The 20,330-nt window shown below is 67.7% G+C and carries 14 protein-coding genes; all 14 read right to left on the bottom strand.

Translation table 11 applies throughout. The features are described 5' to 3' along the window. Positions 1-6 precede the first annotated feature (6 nt). Positions 7-1,056: a patatin-like phospholipase family protein gene (locus tag U4012_RS30140; RefSeq protein ID WP_321803000.1), complete on the bottom strand. Its 1,050-nt coding sequence runs from the start codon at positions 1,054-1,056 to the stop codon at positions 7-9. Between the two features lie 93 nt (positions 1,057-1,149). Further along, on the bottom strand, positions 1,150-4,677 hold the full coding sequence (locus tag U4012_RS30135) for an adenylate/guanylate cyclase domain-containing protein (protein WP_321802998.1): 3,528 nt from the start codon (positions 4,675-4,677) through the stop codon (positions 1,150-1,152). Positions 4,678-4,907: 230 nt separating this feature from the next. After that, positions 4,908-5,663: a histidine utilization repressor gene (gene hutC / locus U4012_RS30130; protein ID WP_124489578.1), complete on the bottom strand. Its 756-nt coding sequence runs from the start codon at positions 5,661-5,663 to the stop codon at positions 4,908-4,910. A gap of 60 nt (positions 5,664-5,723) precedes the next feature. Beyond that, positions 5,724-7,217 (bottom strand): histidine ammonia-lyase, encoded by a 1,494-nt coding sequence (locus U4012_RS30125; RefSeq protein ID WP_321802995.1) that lies wholly within the window; start codon positions 7,215-7,217, stop codon positions 5,724-5,726. Between the two features lie 7 nt (positions 7,218-7,224). Then, complete coding sequence (locus U4012_RS30120) at positions 7,225-8,016, bottom strand: ABC transporter ATP-binding protein (protein WP_044845493.1); 792 nt, start codon at positions 8,014-8,016, stop codon at positions 7,225-7,227. Between the two features lie 28 nt (positions 8,017-8,044). After that, the gene (locus U4012_RS30115; protein ID WP_321802993.1) at positions 8,045-8,791 is read right to left on the bottom strand and encodes an ABC transporter permease subunit; all 747 of its coding nucleotides are present in this window, start codon (positions 8,789-8,791) and stop codon (positions 8,045-8,047) included. A 12-nt stretch (positions 8,792-8,803) separates the two neighbouring features. Then, positions 8,804-9,526: an ABC transporter permease subunit gene (locus tag U4012_RS30110; RefSeq protein WP_321802991.1), complete on the bottom strand. Its 723-nt coding sequence runs from the start codon at positions 9,524-9,526 to the stop codon at positions 8,804-8,806. 85 nt (positions 9,527-9,611) lie between these two features. Then, positions 9,612-10,472 (bottom strand): transporter substrate-binding domain-containing protein, encoded by an 861-nt coding sequence (locus tag U4012_RS30105; protein ID WP_321803068.1) that lies wholly within the window; start codon positions 10,470-10,472, stop codon positions 9,612-9,614. Between the two features lie 511 nt (positions 10,473-10,983). After that, positions 10,984-11,502, bottom strand: a complete 519-nt coding sequence (locus tag U4012_RS30100) for an AidA/PixA family protein (protein ID WP_321802989.1) — start codon at positions 11,500-11,502, stop codon at positions 10,984-10,986. A 64-nt stretch (positions 11,503-11,566) separates the two neighbouring features. Then, positions 11,567-12,070: an inclusion body family protein gene (locus U4012_RS30095; protein WP_124489572.1), complete on the bottom strand. Its 504-nt coding sequence runs from the start codon at positions 12,068-12,070 to the stop codon at positions 11,567-11,569. Between the two features lie 681 nt (positions 12,071-12,751). Beyond that, a complete protein-coding gene (locus U4012_RS30090) occupies positions 12,752-13,663 on the bottom strand; it encodes an ABC transporter ATP-binding protein (RefSeq protein ID WP_257774818.1) in 912 nt (303 codons plus the stop codon). A 45-nt stretch (positions 13,664-13,708) separates the two neighbouring features. Beyond that, a complete protein-coding gene (locus U4012_RS30085; RefSeq protein WP_124646497.1) occupies positions 13,709-14,683 on the bottom strand; it encodes an ABC transporter permease in 975 nt (324 codons plus the stop codon). 65 nt (positions 14,684-14,748) lie between these two features. After that, complete coding sequence (atzF, locus tag U4012_RS30080; protein ID WP_321802984.1) at positions 14,749-16,734, bottom strand: allophanate hydrolase; 1,986 nt, start codon at positions 16,732-16,734, stop codon at positions 14,749-14,751. Further along, positions 16,731-20,321, bottom strand: a complete 3,591-nt coding sequence (gene uca / locus U4012_RS30075; protein ID WP_321802982.1) for an urea carboxylase — start codon at positions 20,319-20,321, stop codon at positions 16,731-16,733. Before uca ends, atzF begins: the two co-directional genes overlap by 4 nt. Positions 20,322-20,330: the final 9 nt, after the last annotated feature.

The raw sequence follows: 20,330 nt of genomic DNA, 5'->3' as shown, positions 1-20,330 counted from the left end.
ATGCGCTCAGAGAAATTCCCTGCGGATGTCGATGCTCGAGCGCTGCCCGATGTTTCCGTAGTGATGCGCGAGCCACACATCCGCCTCGCGTCGCCCGTGGTCATGCAGTTCGCTCAGAAATGTCCAATCCGCGTTGTACTTGCTCGATACGCTCAGCGCGGACAGCGCATCGTCGGCGCGAATGGAATGAATCAGCATTTCCTTCATCTCGCCGCGTTGTATCGTGCCTTGCTGGATCAGGTCGGTGACGAACGCGATCGCCCGCATCTCGCGCATCAGCGACGAATTGAAGCTGATCTCGCTGATCCGGTTGAGGATTTCCGCGGCGGTGATCGGCACGCCGCGACGCACGAGCGGATTGATGTGCACGATCACGACGTCGCGCGTCGCGCAGTTGTAGATGAGCGGATAGATGGCCGGATTCCCCATGTACCCGCCATCCCAGTAGTACTCGCCGTCGATCGAGACCGCCTGGAACAGGGTCGGCACGCATGCCGATGCCAGCACCGCGTCGGCACTGAGGTCCGCTCCGGTGAACAGGCGGATCTTCCCCGTCTCGACGTTGGTCGCGCACACGTACAGCCGGATCGGACAGTGCTTGCGCAGCGCGTCGAAATCGACCTGGCTTTCGAGCACCTCGCGCAGCGGATTCAGGTTGTTCGGATTGAACTGATAGGGTGAAAAGACCCGCAGCATCATGTCGGCGAACGCATACAGCGGCGAATGATCGAGCCCGAAGCTGTGCGTGCCCTTCAGCCAGGGCATCCAGCGCAGCGGGTTGTAGCGCTCCGCCGATTGCGCGACCGCGTGCCAGAAGTCGTGGAGTGCCTGACGCGCGCCGTCTGCGCCGCCCTTGTGCAGCCCGTACGCGAGTACCGCGGCGTTCATCGCGCCGGCGCTGGTTGCACTGACGCCTTCGATGTCGAGCCGGCCGTCTTCGAGCATGCGGTCGAGCACGCCCCAGGTGAAGGCGCCGTGCATTCCGCCGCCCTGCAACGCGAGCGCGATCGGTTTGCGCGGGCCATCGTTGCCGCGTCTTGCGTGCGTGGTTGCCATGCCCGTCTCCTCGGCGCTCCGCGCAGGCGGAGCAGCGGCAGGTCATCGAGCGCACGTCGTCACGCGATCCGTCGCCGTGCGCCGTTGTTCCATTCATCCTGCGCGCGCGTCCAATGCATCCAGCAGCGCTTTCGCGTCGCGCAGGTCGCTTGTATCGAAACCTTCCGTGAAGCAGGCTAGCACCTCGGACAGCGCTTGCCTCGCCTCCACGGTTTTCCCCTGCCGCTGCAACAGCCGCGCAAGGTCCGACGCCGCCCGCAATTCCAGCGCTCGGGCACCCTGGCGGCGCGCGCGCTCGATCGCCCGGTGAAAGCAGCCGGCGGCCTTGTCGTCGCGCGCCGCGACGGCCCCTTCGTCGCGCGCCGCGACAGCCCCTTCGTCGCGCGCCGCGACAGCCCCTTCGTCGCACGCCGCGACGGCCCCCTGCTCGCTCGCCCCGCCGGCCAGATAGACGCCCGTGAGCCGGTACAGCTCGGCCTCGAAGCAGTGCTCACCGGTTTGCTCGACGAGCGTCGTCGCCTCTTTCAGCAGGTCCAGCGCTGCCCGCCGGTCGCCCGCGCGCCAGTAACTGTCGGCGAGCAGCGCGAGGGAATAGGGCCGCTGGTCTTCGCCGCCGGCGGCCCGCTGCGCATCGAGGCCCAGCCGCATCTGCGCGATGCCGTCCCGGATGTTGCCTTGCGCGCTCATCGCCCAGCCCCGCAGGAGCGTCCCCCATGCGAGCCAGTACGGCAAGCCGTGCTCGGTCGATACGGCAATGACCGCTTCCGCGCGCTCGGCGGCAAGCGTCGGCTCGCGCCGCAGCTGATGCAGGTGTGCCGTGTAGGTCAGGCTGAACGCCAGGGACGGCCCATAGGAAAGGTGCCGGGCGAGCGCCAGTGCTTCGACGCTGCGCCTGAGCGCCTGGTCGGGATACCCCTGGATCCACAGGGTCAACACCAGGAAACTGAGCGCCCGGATGCCCGGATCGACCCCGTGCGCGAACACGTGGGCCTGATGCTGCTCCGGATCGTAGATCGCGATCGCCTGTTCCAGGTGGGTGCGGGCGGCCGTGAAATCGCCCTGCAGGAAGAAGCACGAACCCAGCGCGCTATGGGCCTCGATGAGAAAGCCGGGGTCGTTCGCATCGCGGGCCGTACCGAGCATCTGCCGGCCCAGGTCGGTCGCGAGCGCATACTCGCCGCGCACCACGTGGTGCATCCGCAATCCCAGCTGCGTCGCGAAGCGTTGCGATACCTCGCCCGTGCGCTCGCACAACTCGAGCGCGCGCGTATAGGTGGCGCCCACCTCCGTCGCGCCATACCCGCGCACATCCATCAGGACCGGCCCGAGGGACAGCAGCAGCGTCAGTTCCCAATGCGCGCGCATCGGTGTGTCCGGCAAGCCCTTCAGCAACGCAAGCGCCGCGCCGAGGTGATTCATCGCATCGTGATGGGCCGCATGGCGCAGCGCCTGCTGGGCCGCACGATGCAGGTATTCGACCGCCTTCGGAATGTTGCCGCTCTGACCGTAGTGATGCGCGAGTTCGCTGCAGTAATCGGCGATGCGCGTCGGGAACAGCACCTCGATCGCCTGCGCGGTGCGCTCGTGCAGCGCGGTGCGCCGCTCCGTGAGCAACGAGCGCCCGGCCACTTCCTGGGTCAGCGCGTGCTTGAACGAATAATTGACCTCGGGAAAGGCGGGCCGTTCGTAGATGAACTCCGCGGCTTCCAGATGCGCGAGCAGGCGACGCAGTTCGTCGTCCCGCGCCGCCACCTCGCCGCAGATGCGCCGGATCAGGCTGAACGGAAACTCGTGGCCGATCACGGCAAGCGCCTGCAGCAGTTCCTTTTCCTCGACGGGAAGCCGATCGATCCGGGCCGCCAGCACGCCCTGCACGGTGGTCGGGATATGCAGCGTCGCCGGCGTCTCCACGATGCGATAACGCCCGGCCTCGCCGAGCAGCGACTTCTCTTCGACGAGCGTCTGGACCACTTCCTCCATGAAGAACGGATTGCCCTCCGTCTTCTCCAGAATGAGCTGCTTCAGCGGCACGAGCGTGCGATCCTCGCCGAGCAGCGCCGTGAGCAGCCCCTGCGCATCGGACGGGCCGAGCGGCTCGAGCCGGATCCTGCTGCAATGAACCGCGCCGGCCCACGCCGGCCGATACTCGGGCCGGTAGTTCACCAACAGCAGGATGCGTGCGTCCGGCACGTGATCGATCAGATAACTCAGGAATGCTTCCGTTTCACGGTCCAGCCATTGCAGATCCTCGAACAGCAAATGAACCGGCTGATTCTGGCTCTCGCGCACGAGCAGCTGCCTGATCGCGTCGAAGGTGCGCTCACGCCGGATCTGCGGATCCATCTCGACCAGCACCGAGCCGCCCTCGCCGATGCCGAGCAGATAGAGAACGTACGGCACGAGGTCCTCGAAACCGCGCTCCAGCGCGAGCGCCTTGCCGATGACCTTTTCCCGGCAGCGCCGCTCGTCGTCCTGCGGCGTGATCTGGAAATAGTTCTTCAGGAGTTCGATCAGCGGCAAATTGGAAAACGCCTTGCCGTGCGATACCGAAAACGTCTCCAGTACCAGCGCGCCGCGCCGTGAACGCTCCTTGAACTCGTGGAACAGACGAGACTTGCCGACGCCGGCCTCGCCCACCACGCCGACCACGCGCCCGTGCCCGGCCCGCATGGTCTCCAGGGCCCGGTTCAGGTGTTCCAGTTCCGTTTCGCGCCCGACGAACCGCGCGAGACCACGGTGCGCCGCCAGCTGCAGGCGCGTGCGCAACGCACCCAGCCCCAGCACTTCGTAGACGCATAGCGGCGCGGGAATGCCCTTGAGTTGCGTGGCCCCGAGCGCCTTGAACTCGAAATAGCCTTCGGCCAGCTTGTGGGTGGATTCGCTGACGAGAATCGACGTGGGCGCGGCGATGCCCTCGATCCGCGACGCGATGTGGATCGTATGCCCGAGCGGGTCGTATTCGGTGTGCAAGTCGTCGGTGCGGATCGAGCGGACGACGACCTCGCCCGTATGCACGCCGACGCGAATCTGCAGAGGAATGCCTTCCTGCAGCCGAATCCGGTCGCCATGCTGCCGCATCGCCTGCTGCATGCGCAATGCGGCGAAGAGCGCGCGCTGCGCGTGGTCCTCGTGGGCGATCGGCGCGCCGAACAGCGCGAGGATGCCGTCGCCGAGCGATTTGGCGACGTACCCTTCGTAGTAGTGGACCGCCTCCATCATCAGCTCGACCACCGGCACGATCAGGCGATGCGCCACTTCGGGATCGAGGTCGTGGATCAGCGCGGTCGACCCGGCCATGTCGGCAAACAGCGCGGTAACGGTCTTGCGCTCGCCGGCGGGCTCGCCGCGCGCTTCCATCGCCGCGTGTTCGGCACGGATGCGCTCGGCCAGATGATCGGGCGTGTAATGAATCGGGGTGGGCGACGGCGCGTGAGCCGACGGTCGGGACAATGGCGCCGCGGCGGCAGGTGTCGCCAGCGGCGCTCCGCAATGGCTGCAGAAGCGGGCTGCCGGCGCTGCGTCATGCCCGCACTGCGGGCAGGTGCGGGACAGCACGGCGCCACATTCCTGGCAGAACCCCGCACCGGGAGGATTCTCCGATCCGCAAATTGTGCAGCGCATAAAACCCTCTTCCAGCCAAGGGTCGACCTCGAAACATTATGCGCCACTCTCTGCCGGTATTCAGGTCGGTGAATGCGCGTACGCATGCCGACGAGCGCAGGAACGAACGGTTCGATGGGCGCTCTTCGCGATTGTCACGCGCCGGGTCGAGTCAGCGGCCGCATCATTCGCCGACGCGCAGGACATCCATGCCGATTGCCTCGGCTCGATCCGGGCCGCTCGCCGCGTCCCTACATTTTCCCCGCCAGGTGAAACCGCGACGCCGGATGCCACAGCCTGACCGACGTCGCGACGTGCTCGCCGACCCAGGTGCGGCGCTTCAACACCAGGCACGGCTCGCCGATTTCCATCACGAGATGCCGGCGCACCTGCGCATTGGGCTTCTCCGCATAGATCCGGAACTCGGCGCGCTGGATCGGCGCGAGCCGCACCATGTAGTGGTTCGGCGTCTCGATCGTGAAATCCTGCTCCAGGTAGTCGGGAAACAACGCCGGATTGACGTAGCGATCCTCGAACTGGATCGGCTCGTCTTCCTCGAAATGCACGATGCGCGAATGAAACACCGGCCCCGAGCGCAGCCCGAGCGCATCGATCGCGTCCGGGTCGACGCTGCGCTCGATCAGCACGACGCGCGCGCTGTGCCGATGACCGCGTTCCGCAATCTCGTCCGCGATGTTGCGGATCTCCAGGACCGTCGATTCGTAATGCCGGCGCTCGACGAACGTGCCGGCGCCCTGGATGCGGGTCAGCACGCGTTCGTTCGTCAGTTCGCGCAGCGCGCGCGACACCGTCATCCGGGCCACGCCGAATTCCTTGACCAGCTCGGCCTCGGTCGGGATCGCGCCGCCGGGTTTCCAGTCGCCCTTCGCGATCCGCTCGACGACGTAGCGCTTGATCTGTTGATAGGCCGGCAGTGCGCGCGCCGGCACGGCCTCGCCCGATGCCCTCGCCGGCCGTGCGGAAAGTTGTCGCTCCGTCTCGTTCATGCACCCTCGACCGAATGAATAATGGATGATCCGCCCGTCGTGGCCGGTCGTGGCCGGTCGTCACTGCAACGGCGGCGGCGCCCCCGCGACGATGCCGGCCGCGATCGCGATGTCGTCCGCGAGCGGCCGGTCGTCGCGATACGCCGGTACGCGTTCGCGCACGTGCCGCCACAGCGCGTCGGTCGACGCGGCCCGCCCGGTTTCGTTCGCTTGCAAGTCGTATGCCTGCGCGGCGGCGAGCAGCTCGATCGCGAGCACGCGCGTCGCGTTCTCGATGATGTCGAGCGCCTTCAGCGCGGCCGGCGTCGCATGACACAGGTGATCTTCCTGCAGCCCCGACGTAATGCCGCCGTCGAGGCTCGCCGGCGCCGCGAGCCGCTGATTCTGCGCGACCAGCGCGACCGCCGTGTATTGCGCGATCATGAAGCCCGAACACGTGCCGCCCGGCGCCGCGAGAAACGCCGGCAGGCCGCTCACGAGCGGATTGACGAGACGGTCCAGCCGCCGCTCGGCGATGGCCGCCACCTGCGCCATCGCGGCCGCGAGGCTGTCCATCGCCAGCGCGATGCCCGCGCCGACCGCATGCGCCTGCGAATGAACGGCCGGCGCATCGCGCGTACCGGCGACGATCGGATTGTCGGTGACGGACGCGAGTTCGCGATCGACGACGTCCGCCGTGACCGCGAACACGTCGCGCGCCGCGCCGTGCACGTGCGGAATCGTGCGCAGGCTCAACGGATCCTGCGTATGCCGCCCGCTCGCCGCGGCGAGCATCGGGCTGTCGGCCAGCATCGTCCGCAAGCGCGCGCCGACGTGCCCGATGCCGGGCGAGATCCGCAACGCGAGCGAGGCCGGGTCGAACGCGGCGAGTTGCCCGCCGAGATTCTCGAAGCTCGCCGCCGCGATCCAGTCGGCCCAATCGAGCAGCCGTTCCGCGCGGGCCAGCGCGAGCGCGGCGAGCCCCGTGACGCACGGCGTGCCGTTGACCAGGCTCAACCCTTCCTTCGCACCGAGCACGAGCGGTTCGCGGCCGATGCGGCGCAGCGCCTCGGCGCCGCCGATGCGTTCGCCGCGGTGGCGCGCATGGCCGTGCCCGATGCAGACGAGCGCGACGTGCGCCATGTGGGTCAGATAGCCGACCGAGCCGTGCGCCGGCACCTCCGGCAGGCAATCGTGCTCGAGCAGCGCGACGAGCTGGTCGACGACGTCGGCATGGACGCCCGAATGCCCGTGCGCGAAATTGTTGATCGCGGCCGCGACGATCGCGCGCGTTTCGGCCGCGCCGAGCGGCATGCCGACACCGACCGCGTGACTCATCAGGATGTTGCGCGACAGCGTACTCTGCTGTGCCGGCGACACGATCACGTCGCACAGCGCGCCCACGCCGGTATTGACGCCGTAAGCGCGAATCCCGCGCGCGACGATCTCGTCGACGAGTTCGCGCGCGGCAACGACGCGCGCGCGTGCCTCGTCGGCCAGCGCCAGCGGCTCGCCGGCCGCCACCGTCGCAACCTGTCGCCAGTCGAGCGGCCGAGCCGCACGGAATACGGTCATGGCAGCCTCAGTTGGTGGTGCGGTCGTGGTGGCTCGACACGAATTGCCGGAAGCGCTCGGAGCACTGGCCGCCGAACAGGTCGTCGGGCGTGCCGTCCGAGTCGACTTCGCCCTGATGCAGGAACAGCACGCGATTCGACACGTGCCGCGCGAAGCCCATTTCATGCGTGACGACCAGCATCGTGCGCCCCTCTTCCGCCAGCGAGCGCATCACGCGCAGCACTTCGCCGACCAGCTCCGGATCGAGCGCGGACGTCGGTTCGTCGAACAGCATCACTTTCGGATGCATCGCGAGCGCGCGGGCGATCGCGACGCGCTGCTGCTGGCCGCCCGACAGGTGCGCCGGATAGTAGCCGCGCTTGTCGGCGAGACCGACGCGCGCCAGCAGCGCCTCGGCCTCCTCGACCGCTTCGGCGCGGCTGCGCTTTTGCACGCGCAGCGGCCCCTCGACGAGGTTGTCGAGCACCGTCATGTGGGACCACAGGTTGAAGTTCTGAAAGACCATGCCGAGCTGGGAGCGGATCCGGTCGACCTGGCGCCGGTCGCTCGGATGCAGCTTGCCGTCGCGCGCACGCTTCATCGCGAGCGTTTCCCCGGCGAGCGCGACGGAGCCGTCGTCGGGTGTCTCGAGCAGGTTCAGGCAGCGCAGGAACGTGCTCTTGCCCGAGCCGCTCGCGCCGAGGATCGAGATGACGTCGCCCTCATGCGCGTCGAGCGAAATGCCCTTCAGCACATGATGGTCGCCGAACGACTTGTGGATGTTCTTGACCGACAGCGCAACGGGAGCAGCGGTGTTCATCGGATTCTCCTGGAAAGGACGGGGACGCTCAGGGCGCGACGCGTTGAGGATTGCGCGTCGCCGCGGCGGGCGCACCGGTGGGCTTCGGCGCACGCAGGTGCCCGGAAAGCCGCCATTCGAGCGCGCCGAGCAGGCGCACGACGATGAAGTTCAGGCCCAGATAGATCACGGCAGCGCAGACGAACACCTCGGTCGTCCGATAGGTTTGCTGGATGATCTGCTGCGCGACGCCCGTCACTTCCCATACCGTGACGAGGCTCGCCAGCGCGGTCGACTTGACGAGCAGCACCGCTTCGGTCGAATACGCGGGCAGGCACTGGCGCAACGCGATCGGGCCGATCACGCGCCGCAGCAGCGCGAAGCCCGACAGGCCGATCGAATAGCCGGCCTCGATCTGCCCGACCGGCACGGCCATCAGCCCGCTGCGCAGGATCTCGGCCGTGTAGCCCGCCGTGCACAGCGCGAGCGACAGCACCGCGCAGACGTACGGCTCGCGCAGCAGCGGCCACATGAAGCTTTCGCGGATCACGCCGAACTGGCCGAGCCCGTAATACACGAGGAACATCTGGATCAGCAGCGGCGAGCCGCGAAACACGAGGATGTAGGCACGCGCGAAGCGGTTCGGCAGCCAGCGCGGCGACACGCGCATCGTGACGATCACGAGCGACAGCAGGCCGCCGAGCACGAGCGAGGCGAAGAACAGGCCGAGCGTGGTCGGTACGGCCGCGAGCAGCTGGCGCAGCGTATCGAAGAGAAAAGCGAAATCGAGGGACATGCACGTTCTCCGTCAGTTGCGCGCGAAATTGCGTCGGAACGACCGGCCGACGATCGCTTCCGCGCGGTTGAACACGCGGTTCGACACGCCCGTCATCAGCAGATACAACGCCCCGCCCGCGACGAAGAACACGAAGTACTGGTGGGTCGAGTTGGCGGCGATCTGGCTCGTGCGCAACAGCTCGGCGAGCCCGGTGACCGAGATCAGTGCCGAGTCCTTGAGGCTCAGCTGCCACACGTTGCCGATCCCGGGCAGCGCGAAGCGCAGCACCTGCGGAACCAGGATGCGCCGCAGCACCATGCTGCGCGGCATGCCGATCGCGCGCGCGGCTTCGAGCTCGCCCTTCGACACCGCGAGCACCGCCGCGCGATACACCTCCGCCTGGTAGGCGCCCGAGATCATGCCGACCGCGAGCGCGCCGATCACGAACGGCGGCACGCCGATGAAGCCTTCCGCGCCTAACCACTGGCCGACGGCCGTGACGAGCGTCGAGCCGCCGAAGTAGAACAGATAGATGACGAGCAGTTCGGGCACGCCGCGAAATACCGTCGTGTACAGGTCGCCGAGCAGGCGGGCGCTGCGGTAGCGCGACAGCTTCGCCGCCGCGATCGCCGCGCCGATCACCGCGCCGACCGCGAGCGCGGCAAGCGTCAGCGCGACCGTCATCAGTGCGGCGAGCAGCAGCACACCGCCCCAGCCTTCGGTTCCGAAGCCGAGCATTTCGAGAATCGCCATGCGTGCCTCCCGGCAAGCGTTGAGTGAATCGTCAGGATGCCTGCCGCCGCGCGTCGTTCGGGTCGCTCGCGCGGCGGCGGCATGCTTACGGCGTGACGTCGGTCTTGAACCACTTGTCAGCCAGCTTCTTCACCGTGCCGTCCGCGAGTGCCGCGCCGATCGCCGTATCGAACTTCGTCTTCAGGTCGGCATCCTGCTTGCGGAACGCGAGCCCTTCGCCCGGCCCCCAGATCGGCCCGCCGAGCTTCGGCCCCGCGAGCACGATCGACGCGGTGTCCTTCTTCGTGTTGTTCGCCGCGTAGTACGTGACGTCGTCGAACGACGCATCGATGCGCCCGGCGACGAGGTCGAGGTCGCGTTCGGGCGAAGTCTTGTACACGCGAATCGACGCGATGTCCTTGAAGCTGTCGTTGATGAATTTCGTATAGACGGTGCCCGACTGGATGCCGATCGTCTTGCCCTTCAGCTGCTTGCGCAGCGCATCGACGGTGGGCTTGTCCGCGTTCGCGTCACCCGTCAGCTTGACCATCGGCGCGCCGGGCGCGGCCTTCGGCAGGATCTTGGTGTCGGTGACGGCGAACGTCGCGGGCGTCGCCGCATACGGACGCGAGAACAGCAGGATCTTTTCGCGCTCCGGCGTGATGGAAATCGCATCCATCAGGATGTCGAACTTGCCGGCCTGCAGGCCGGGAATCATCCCGTCCCAGTCCTGCGCGACCATGTTGCACTGCACCTTGATCCGCTCGCACACGTTGGCGAGCAGCTCCGGTTCGAAACCGCCCAGCTTGCCGCCCGGCAGCGTGAGGTTCCACGGTGCGTAGCCGCCTTCGAGCGCGACCGTCACCGTCTTCCATTCCTTCGCCTGCGCCGGTGCGCCGAGCGTTGCCGCCGCAGCCGCGATGACACCGATCGTCTTGATTGCCCACTTGATCCGCTTGCCGTTCACGAGATTTCTCCTTGCGTTGAGGTTCGTCATCCCTTCGGTGCTGCAGCAAGCCGCCTCAGGAATTTGTCTATACAAGCATGCAAGAAGAAAAACAGCGCGACAAGCAGCGATCAAAAAAAACCGGGTAAACGCGGGAAATCCCCTAATTTCGGGGCTCTGACGTGCCTCTTCGTGGGGAATTCAGGCACGCGTTTGGTGCATCTCGTACGATCCAATCGCAAGGATGACTAGACAAATTCCGGATTGGATCAGGGGGCGGCAAATGCGGGGAACCCGGCCCGCGACGGGCGCGGCGCGCTCGGGCGGTCACGTCTCGCAACGACGCTGGCTCGAACGGGAACGAAACTGATTCGGGCGGGCCGGCTGCCGATGAAAACGCGAGCGGCCCGTGAGCCAAACGGTTCGGCATCCTTCCTGAAATCGGCATTCGCGCAGAAGATCGCCCGAAGCCGGTATCGGACGCAAGGTTGACGTTGCCGTCGCGGTCCGGCGACGGCTTGCAATCGGGCTGCTACGAATCCGCGCGGCCGCCCTCGATCTCGATCGACGTCTCCCAGCGGAAGTAGCCGGACACCGCACCGCCACGGTCGAGCACGGCGAAATCGGCCGTGCACGTGGTGGCGCCCGCAGCCAGCACGTCGCTGCGCCAGTAATGGTCCGGCATCGGCCGGCACTGCGGATGGAGCAGGTCGTCGTCGGACGGCACCGGCGTCGCGGCGTCGCGCACCTGCGCTTCGATCGGCGCGACGATGCCGGCGTCCCGCAAGGCGAACCGGATGAACAGGACGCTCACTTCGGCACGCAGCGCCAGCGCCGTTTCGCGCAGGCGGAGTTGGTCGCCCGGCGACAGGCCGGCAAAGAGCCGGCTGTCGTTGCGGCCGAGCGGCCCGGTGTCGCCGGGGCTCACCACATAGATGTGCCGGCCGTCGATCACGGTCGGCGCATCGGCGTTCCGGCTCGCATCGGGATAGGCCGACAGCAGCGTGACGGCATCGACGATCGCAAGCACGTCGCAACGAAGACCAGGCATGGCGCTTCCTCCGGAACGGGACAATGACGCGGGCGACCGTCGCGCGGCCGCCCGCCTGCCGAGATCAGTTGTGGATCGAGATGAACGGGTCCCACTGATAGCAACCCAGCGACTGGCAATTGCGGTCGATGATCTGGAAGTAGAAGTGGTAGGTGACGCGGCCTTCCGACAGCGTTTCCGACGACCAGTAGTAGTTGTCCACCTTCTGGCAGGTCGGCGTCGACGGCGAGCTCGGGTTCGGAATCGGGATCGATGCGGTGGCCTTGCGCGGCGTCGGCGTCGAAATCAGGTCGCGGCCCTGGTTGGCGATGAAGCCGTAGAACACGACCTGCTTCTCGAAGCCCAGCGACAGGCTCGTTTCACGCCATCGGATCAGGTCGCCCACCTGGGCTTTCAGGTCGAGTTCGCCGCCCGCCTGCCCGGACACGACGTTGTCCTGGTTCGTGACCATGTAGACGTGCTTCCAGTCGATCAGCGTCGGGTTTTTCGGATCCCGGCTGGGATTCGGATATTTCTGGAGAATGGTTTCGGTATCGATCGAGACGAGCACATCGGTAACGCGTGACATAGAAGCTCCCGTTCAGGTAGATGGGTTGCCGGTGCGTGGACACCGTTCCATGCGACCTTCGATCACCGATCGGGTGATCGATTCGCACGAAACCTTGAAAACATCAATTTGTCCCGCGACTCGAATTTACATCGAGCGGTTAATCCAATGAACCTGTAAATGCTGACAGTTCTCGATTATTTTTTATAAGGACCTCAATTTGCGAAAACAATATTCCGGATTGAATCGATATTTCACATGATTTTCAATACTGCAAAATCGGCGCATCCGGGTCGCCGGATACGCGGGAGCGCGGTTCAAATGCGGCAAGCACGCGTCAGGCGGGGCGCAGACCCAACAAGGAGTATTTCAGCGTTTCAATAATATTTTTATTAACGCCACCATTTTCCGGGACGAACGCGCGACCTTGATGCGCATATATGTGAATTGAATCTCGCATTTCACGCAAAAACAGAAACAAAAAGACTTGCGCGAATCGCGTCCGACTTCGCCATTACCGAACCACACGTGTAACGGCATTATTTCATCTCGCATTCCACCGTGAGAGATCAAGAAAAAATCCGCAGCAAAACAACTGACGACAAATGTTCGCACTCGTGCGTGGCCGGGATCCCGTCATGCAGTCGCACGGATCACGCCCGGTACGAGATCCCGGGCGCGCACGCGCACCCGGCCTCCCCGCTACTCGACATTGTCCGCGACGTCCGTCATCCGGATCATGTGCGGCTTGACGCCTTCGTCGTCCGCGGCCACCGCTTCCTTCGGATGGATCAGCGCTTCGAGCCGCGCCTTCGTTGCAATGAACTCGGGCGTATTGACCTGCGCATAATCGCGCGGTCGCGGCACCGGCACCTCGATCAGTTCCTGCACGCCACCCGGGTTCGCCTTCAGCACCAGAATCCGGTCCGCCAGGAAGATCGCCTCGTCGAGGTCGTGCGTGATGAACAGGATCGTCACGTCGATATTGCGCCAGATGTCGAGCAGGTGGGTCTGCATCCGCGCACGCGTCTGCGCGTCGAGCGCGCCGAACGGCTCGTCCATCAGCAGGATCCGCGGGCGGTTCGCGAGCGCGCGGGCAATCGCCACGCGCTGCTTCATCCCGCCCGACAACTGGTGCGGATACACGTCGGCGAAACGCGTCAGCCCGACGAGATCGAGCCACTGCAGCGCCTCGCGCTCGGCCTCGCCGCTGCTGCTGCCGTTCATGCGCAGGCCGAACATCACGTTCTTCTTCACGGTGAGCCACGGAAACAGCGTATAGCCCTGGAACACCATCCCGCGGTCGGCGCCCGGCCCCTGCACGGGCTTGCCGTCCAGCAGCACCTCGCCGCTCGTCTGCGCGTCGAGCCCGGCCAGGATGCGGATCAACGTCGACTTGCCGCAGCCGGACGGGCCGATCACGCACACGAACTCGCGCCGGTGCGTGCGGAAACTGATGTCGTCGAGCGCGACGCACTCGCCCTGCGGCGTCGCGAAACGCTTGCCGACATGGCGCACGTCGAGAATCACGTCGCGGGTTTTCAGCCGCGCGAAGCGCTCGCGCACCGCGTCGGATTGAATCAGGTAATCGGGAACGGCTTGCGGATTCTGCATGATGCCCTCTGCGAAAATCGGTCGATGGATGCGCGTCGACGGGTGTCACGCCTTCAGCGTGCGATCCCACGGAAACAGCTTGCGGCCGAGCAGCCCGAGCACGATGTCGGTGCCGAGGCCGATGATCCCGATCATCAGGATCGCCGCGTATACGTTGTCGAAATGCTGGTAGCGGGCCTGCTGGCTGATGTACCACGTGATGCCCGAACTCGTGCCGACGAGTTCGGCGACGATCAGGTAGGTCCACGCCCAGCCGAGCAGGATCCGCTGGTCGCGATACAGGTCCGGCAGCACGCCCGGAATCACGACGTGCGTGAGCAGCTTCAGCTTCTTCGTGCCGAGCGTCATCGCGGCCTCGAACAACCCGTATTCGAGCTTGCGCGTCGTGTTCGCGACGATCAGCACCTGCTGGAACAGCGTGCCGATCACGATGATCGCGATCTTCGGCGCGTCGTAGATGCCGAGAATCGCGACCATCAGCGCGCCGAACGCCGGCGCCGGCAGGTAGCGGAAGAACTCGAGGAACGGCTCCTGCAGCCGCGCGAGCGCACTGAAGGTGCCGCAGACGATGCCGAGCGGCACGCCGATCGCGGACGAGATCACGAAGCCCCAGAAGATGATCCGGATGCTGTGCCACAGGCTCTCGTGCAGCCACACGCCGTCGCGCGATGCGGGCGGCGTCGTGAATGCCGTGTAGAACGCGCGCAGCACCTGGTGCGGCGCGGGCAGGTAGACCGGGTTCGCGCGCACGCCTTCGGGCACGGCCGCGTGCGTCGCACGCGCATGTGCGAGCTCGTCGTCGAACACGTCGCGGTCGATCTGCATGCCGGCCTGGAAATAGTCGACGCTCCCGGGATTCGTGATGCGCATCTGCGGATGCCAGACGAACGGCACATAGCTGATCAGGCACCAGACGGCGCACGGCAGCAGGAACGACGCGAGGCCGAGCGTCCATTTGCCGCGCGTCGTCAGTTCGCGGCGCACGGCCAGCCAGCCGGTCGTGTTGCGGGTCATTGACATGGGAATCTCCGTATCGTTGCGGGTGCCGGTCGCGCGCCACCCAAGGGCCACGCGCGACCGGGCGTTCATTGCAATGCGCCGTTGGCGGCCTGGGCGCGGTAGGCCCGCCAGCCGCCGAAGCGCGTGATGTCCTGCGCATCGTCGAGCGCCGCGCTTTCGCACAGGAAACCCTGCACCCACGAGCCGTCCGCGAGCGTCAGCGTGCCGATGCCGAGCGGCGCCGCAATCCCGGCGACGAAGCTGCCGTACGCGTCGACCGGCATCTCCCAGATCTCGACCGCGATCGGCGCGCCACCGTCCGGCACGCGCACGAGGCCCGGCTTGGCGACGCCGCCGCTGGCCGCCGCGGACAGCGCGTAGAGGCGATAGGCAGCGGCCGTCGTCGTCGCGGCGACGAAACGCGCGCCCCGATCCGTGAGCTGCCCGTTCAGCGGCTCGCCACGCAGATGCGCGCCGACGACGGCCACGCGCACGACACCGGACGACGCGTTGAACGACACGTTGAACGACGCGTTGGACGACACGCCGGACGACACATCGGACGATGCGCCAGACGACACATCGGACGACGCACCGGGCGCAGGCGCCGCCGGCGCTGGCGCCCCGGCATCGCCGACAACCGCATCGCCGACGCCCGCATCGCCGCCCGCGACAGCGCCGCCGACCCACGCCTGCGCGAGATCCAGCAGCCGCGCATCGTCGTGCGCGCGGCCGACGAACGTGATCCCGAACGGCAAGCCCGCATGCCGTCCGCTTTCGCACGTGCCAGCCGGCACCGCGATCGCCGACAGGTCGAGCAGGTTGACGAAATTCGTGTAGTAGCCGAAGCGCGAATTAACGCCGATCGGGTCGGCTTCGAGCGCGTCGACGGTCGCGGTCGTCGCCGAGGTCGGCATCACGATCGCATCGAGCCCGCCCCATGCGCGATCGGCCTCGACGCGCAGCGTCGCGAGCCGGTCGAATGCCGCGAACGCATCGGCCGCGCTGAAACGCGACGCACCGCCGACGATCTCGCGGATCACCGGATGCAGCGCATCGGGTTCCCGCGCGGCGAATGCGCCGATCGCGGCGAGCCGCTCGGCCACCCACGGGCCTTCGTACAGCAGCCGCGCGGCGGCCAGGAACGGGCCGAAGTCGATCTCGACGACCCGCGCGCCGGTCGCGCGCAGGCGTTCGAGCGCCACGCCCCACGCCGCGCGATACGATTCGTCGCCGAAGAACTCGAGCTGATCGGCACGCGGCACGCCGAAGCGCAACTGCGCGAGCGGCCGCCCCGGATGCGCGCGCAGTCCGTTGGCGCCCGGCATCGGCTGCCACGCGCGCCCGTACGGATCGCCTTCGGTCACGCCATGCGCGGCGTCGAACACGGCCCGCGCATCGGCCGGCGAGTGCGCGAACACCGACACGCAATCGAGCGAGCGGCACGCCGGCACGACACCGAGCGTACTCACCACGCCGCGGGTCGGCTTGAGCCCGACGAGGCCGTGGAACGCGGCCGGCACGCGCCCGGAGCCGGCCGTATCGGTGCCGAGCGAGAAGGTCGCGACGCCGAGCGCGACCGCCACCGCCGACCCGGAACTCGACCCGCCCGACGCATAGCGCGGATCGAGCGCATTGCGGCACGCGCCGTAAGGCGAGCGCTGCCCCGAGAGCCCGGTCGCGAACTGGTCGAGATTGGTCTTGCCGACGGGAATCGCGCCGGCCGCGATCAGCCGCTCGACGACGGGCGCGCTGCGTGCGGGCGTGTACGCATAAGCCGGACAGGCCGCCGTCGTCGGGATGCCCGCGAGGTCGATGTTGTCCTTGATCGCGAACGGCACGCCGTACAGCGGCAGCGTCGCGATGTCGCGCCCGGCGAGCGCGTCGGCATACCGCGTCATCTCCGCGCGCGACAGCGGCCGGATCCACGCGTGATGCGGGTCGCCCGTGTCCAAATGCGCGGCGATCGCGTCGACGAGCGCATGCGGCGTCAGGTCGCCCGCTTCATAGCGCGCGCGCAGCGCGGCAATCGAGCGCAGCCCGGGCAGGAGGGAGCGTTCCGTCGTGTTCATGCGACCTCCTCGGCAGCGCCCGCCTTCATCACCATCAACCGCTGGCCGGCCACCACCGCCGCGCCCGGCGCGCAATCGATCGTCTCGATCGTGCCGTCTTCCGTTGCCGTCACCGCCACCTCCATCTTCATCGACTCGACGATCGCGACGACCTGTCCTTCGGTCACGCGCTCGCCGGCTTCGACCAGCACCTTCCACACGCTGCCCGACACGTCCGCGGCAATCGCCCGCTGCGTGTCGTCGAGCGCGCCCGCCGCGCGCGCCGCCTGCCCGTCGCCCGGCTCCGCTTCACCGACGTATTCCGCCTGCCCGGCCGCCCGCCATCGCTCGCGCTCGGCTTCGAACGCGGTTTGCTGCGCGGCCTTGAACGTCGCGATCGAATCCGCCTCGTCGCGCAGGAAGCGGTTGTATGCGCCCAGATCGAACACGGATTCCTCGATCCTCAGCGCCGCGCGGCCCGCGATGAAATCCGCGCGCAGTGCGGTCAGCTCGGCTTCGCTGACTTCGTAGAAGCGGATCTCGTCGAAGAAGCGCAGCAGCCACGGCTTGCCGGCCTCGAATTCGCGCGTGGTGCGGTGGCGGTTCCACATCTGCACGGTCCGGCCGACGAACTGGTAGCCGCCGGGCCCTTCCATCCCGTACACGCACAGATACGCGCCGCCGATGCCGACCGCGTTCTCCGGCGTCCAGGTGCGCGCGGGGTTGTACTTCGTGGTCACCAGCCGGTGCCGCGGATCGATCGGCGTCGCGACCGGCGCGCCGAGATAGACGTCGCCGAGCCCCATCACCAGATAGCGCGCGTCGAACACGATGCGCTTGACGTCGTCGATGCTCGCCAGCCCGTTGATGCGCCGGATGAACTCGATATTGCTCGGGCACCACGGCGCATCGGGCCGCACCGACTGCATGTAGCGCTCGATCGCGATGCGCGTCGACGGGTCGTCCCACGACAGCGGCAGATGCACGATGCGATTCGGCACGCGCATGTCGGCCACGTCGGGCAGTTCGCGCTCCGCGGCCTGCAGATGCGCGAGCAGCGTGGCGAGCGGCAGCGTCCGCGCGTCGAACTGCACCTGCAGCGAACGAATCCCCGGCGTCAGGTCGAGCATGCCGGGCAGCCGGTGCGCGTCGAGCCAGCACATCAGCGCATGCACGCGAAAGCGCAGGTTCAGGTCGAGCACGAGCGGCCCGTATTCGACCAGCACGTTGCGATCGCCGGAGCGCCGGTACACCACGCCGATGCCGCCGCCGGCCGCCGGATCGCGATGCAGCACGCAATCGTCCGGCGCGCCGGCGCAAGCCGCAGGCACGACCGCGGCGGCGGCAGGCGCGGGCGACACGCGGGCGCGCACGAACTGCACGGTGTCGCCCGGCCGCAACTGCCCGAGCTTCCACAACTCGTCGCGCACGACCGTCACCGGGCACACGAAGCCGCCCAGGCTCGGGCCGTCGGGGCCGAGGATCACCGGCATGTCGCCGGTGAAATCGACCGCACCGATCGCATACGCGTTGTCGTGGATGTTCGACGGATGCAGGCCCGCCTCGCCGCCGTCCACCCGCGCCCATTGCGGCTTCGGGCCGATCAGCCGCACGCCGGTGCGGCTGGAGTTGTAATGGACCGTCCACTGCGTGCCGTAGAGCATCGCGATGTCGTCGGGCGTGAAGAAATCCGGCGCGCCGTGCGGACCGTCGAGCACGCCGAGCGTCCATGCGTGCGTCAGCGCGGGAACCTCGGCCGCGGCCAGCGTCGCGCCCGCGTCGCCGCGCCCCGCGTCCGCGTGCAGATGCAGCACGTCGCCCTTGCGCAGCGCGCGCCCCGCGTGACCGCCGAACTGGCCGAGCGTGAAGGTCGCCTTGCTGCCGAGATAGTCGGGCACCTGCAGCCCGCCCTTCACGGCCAGGCAGGCGCGCACGCCCGCGCCGGTCACGCCGCCGAGCTTGAGCACCGCGCCGGGCCGCGCGCGCAGCACCTGCCAGAACGGCGCGTGCTCGCCGTCGAGCGTGGCCGCGAGCGGCGCGCCGCCGAGCACGAACAGCGTCGCCGTGTTGAAGCGCAGCGTCGCGCCGACCATCGTGAATTCCAGCCCGGCCGCGTCGCGCGCGTTGCCGAGCAGCGCGTTCGCGAGGTCGAACGCGCGATCGTCCATCGGCCCGGACGGCGGCACGCCGACGCTCCAGTAGCCGACGCGCCCGGGGGCCTGCTGCACGGTGGTCTGCACGCCGCCGTCGAGCACGTCGATCGTGTGCGGCGCGAACGCGAAGCGCGACAGGAATGCCGTCGTCGGCGCGCCGCGCGCGAACGTGTCCGAGCCGGCGATCGCGCGCAGGTAGTCGAGGTTCGTCTCGATCCCGTACAGCTCGGTACGCGCGAGCGCGGCCTGCAATGCGGCCAGCGCGTCGCGCCGCGTATCGCCGCGCACGATCAGTTTCGCGAGCAGCGGGTCGTAATGCGCGCTGATCTCGGTGCCCGCCTCGATCCAGCCGTCGACGCGCACGTCGTCCGGAAACGCGACGTGCGTGAGCAGGCCGGCGCTCGGCAGGAACTGCTTGTGCGGATCCTCCGCATACAGCCGCACCTGGATGCTCGCGCCGCGCGGCGCGACGGCGAGCGTGTCGAGCGGCGGCAGGTCGCCTTCGGCCTGCAGGATCATCCATTCGACGAGATCGACGCCAGTCACCGCTTCGGTCACGCAATGCTCGACCTGCAGGCGCGTATTCACCTCGAGGAAATAGAACTGGCGCGCGTTCGCGTCGAACACGAATTCGACGGTGCCGGCCGATGCGTAGCCGACCGCGCGGGCGAGCCGCACCGCGCTCGCGTGCAGCGCGTCGCGCTCGGCATCGGTCAGGTCCGGCGCGGGCGTTTCCTCGATCACCTTCTGGTTGCGGCGCTGCACCGAGCAATCGCGTTCGCCGAGCGCGATCGCGCCGCCCCGGCCGTCGCCGAAGATCTGCACTTCGATGTGCCGCGCGTGTTCGACGAACTTCTCGAGATAGACGCCCGCATGCGCGAAGTTCGCGTTGCCGAGCCGCACGACGGATTCGAACGCTGCCTCGAGCTGCGCGGCATCGCGGCAGAGCGACATGCCGATCCCGCCGCCGCCGGCGGTGCTTTTCAGCATCACCGGATAGCCGATCGCGCCGGCTTCGGCGAGCGCCGTCGCCACGTCGTCGAGCAGGCCCGTGCCCGGCAGCAGCGCGACGCCCTGTGCGGCGGCGAGCGCGCGCGCGGTGTGCTTGAGGCCGAACGCGCGCATGTGATCGCCGCGCGGGCCGATGAAGCGCAGGCCCGCCGCTTCGCATGCATCGGCGAAGCCCGCATGCTCGGACAGGAAGCCGTAGCCGGGATGCACGGCCTGCGCGCCGGTCTCGCGCGCGGCGGCGAGGATCGCCGCGACGTTCAGGTAGCTGTCGGCCGCAGGCGCCGGCCCGACCCGCACGGCTTCGTCAGCGAGCGCCACGTGACGCGCGTCGCGATCGGCGTCCGAATAGATCGCGACCGACGCGATGCCGAGCCGCTTCAGCGTGCGGATCACGCGGCACGCGATTTCGCCGCGGTTCGCGACGAGGACTTTGGCGAATCTCATGCGGCCTCC

It is taken from the genome of Burkholderia sp. BCC1988 (assembly GCF_905339895.1).
GTDB lineage: Bacteria > Pseudomonadota > Gammaproteobacteria > Burkholderiales > Burkholderiaceae > Burkholderia.
This window is presented reverse-complemented; position numbering and strand designations above follow the sequence as displayed.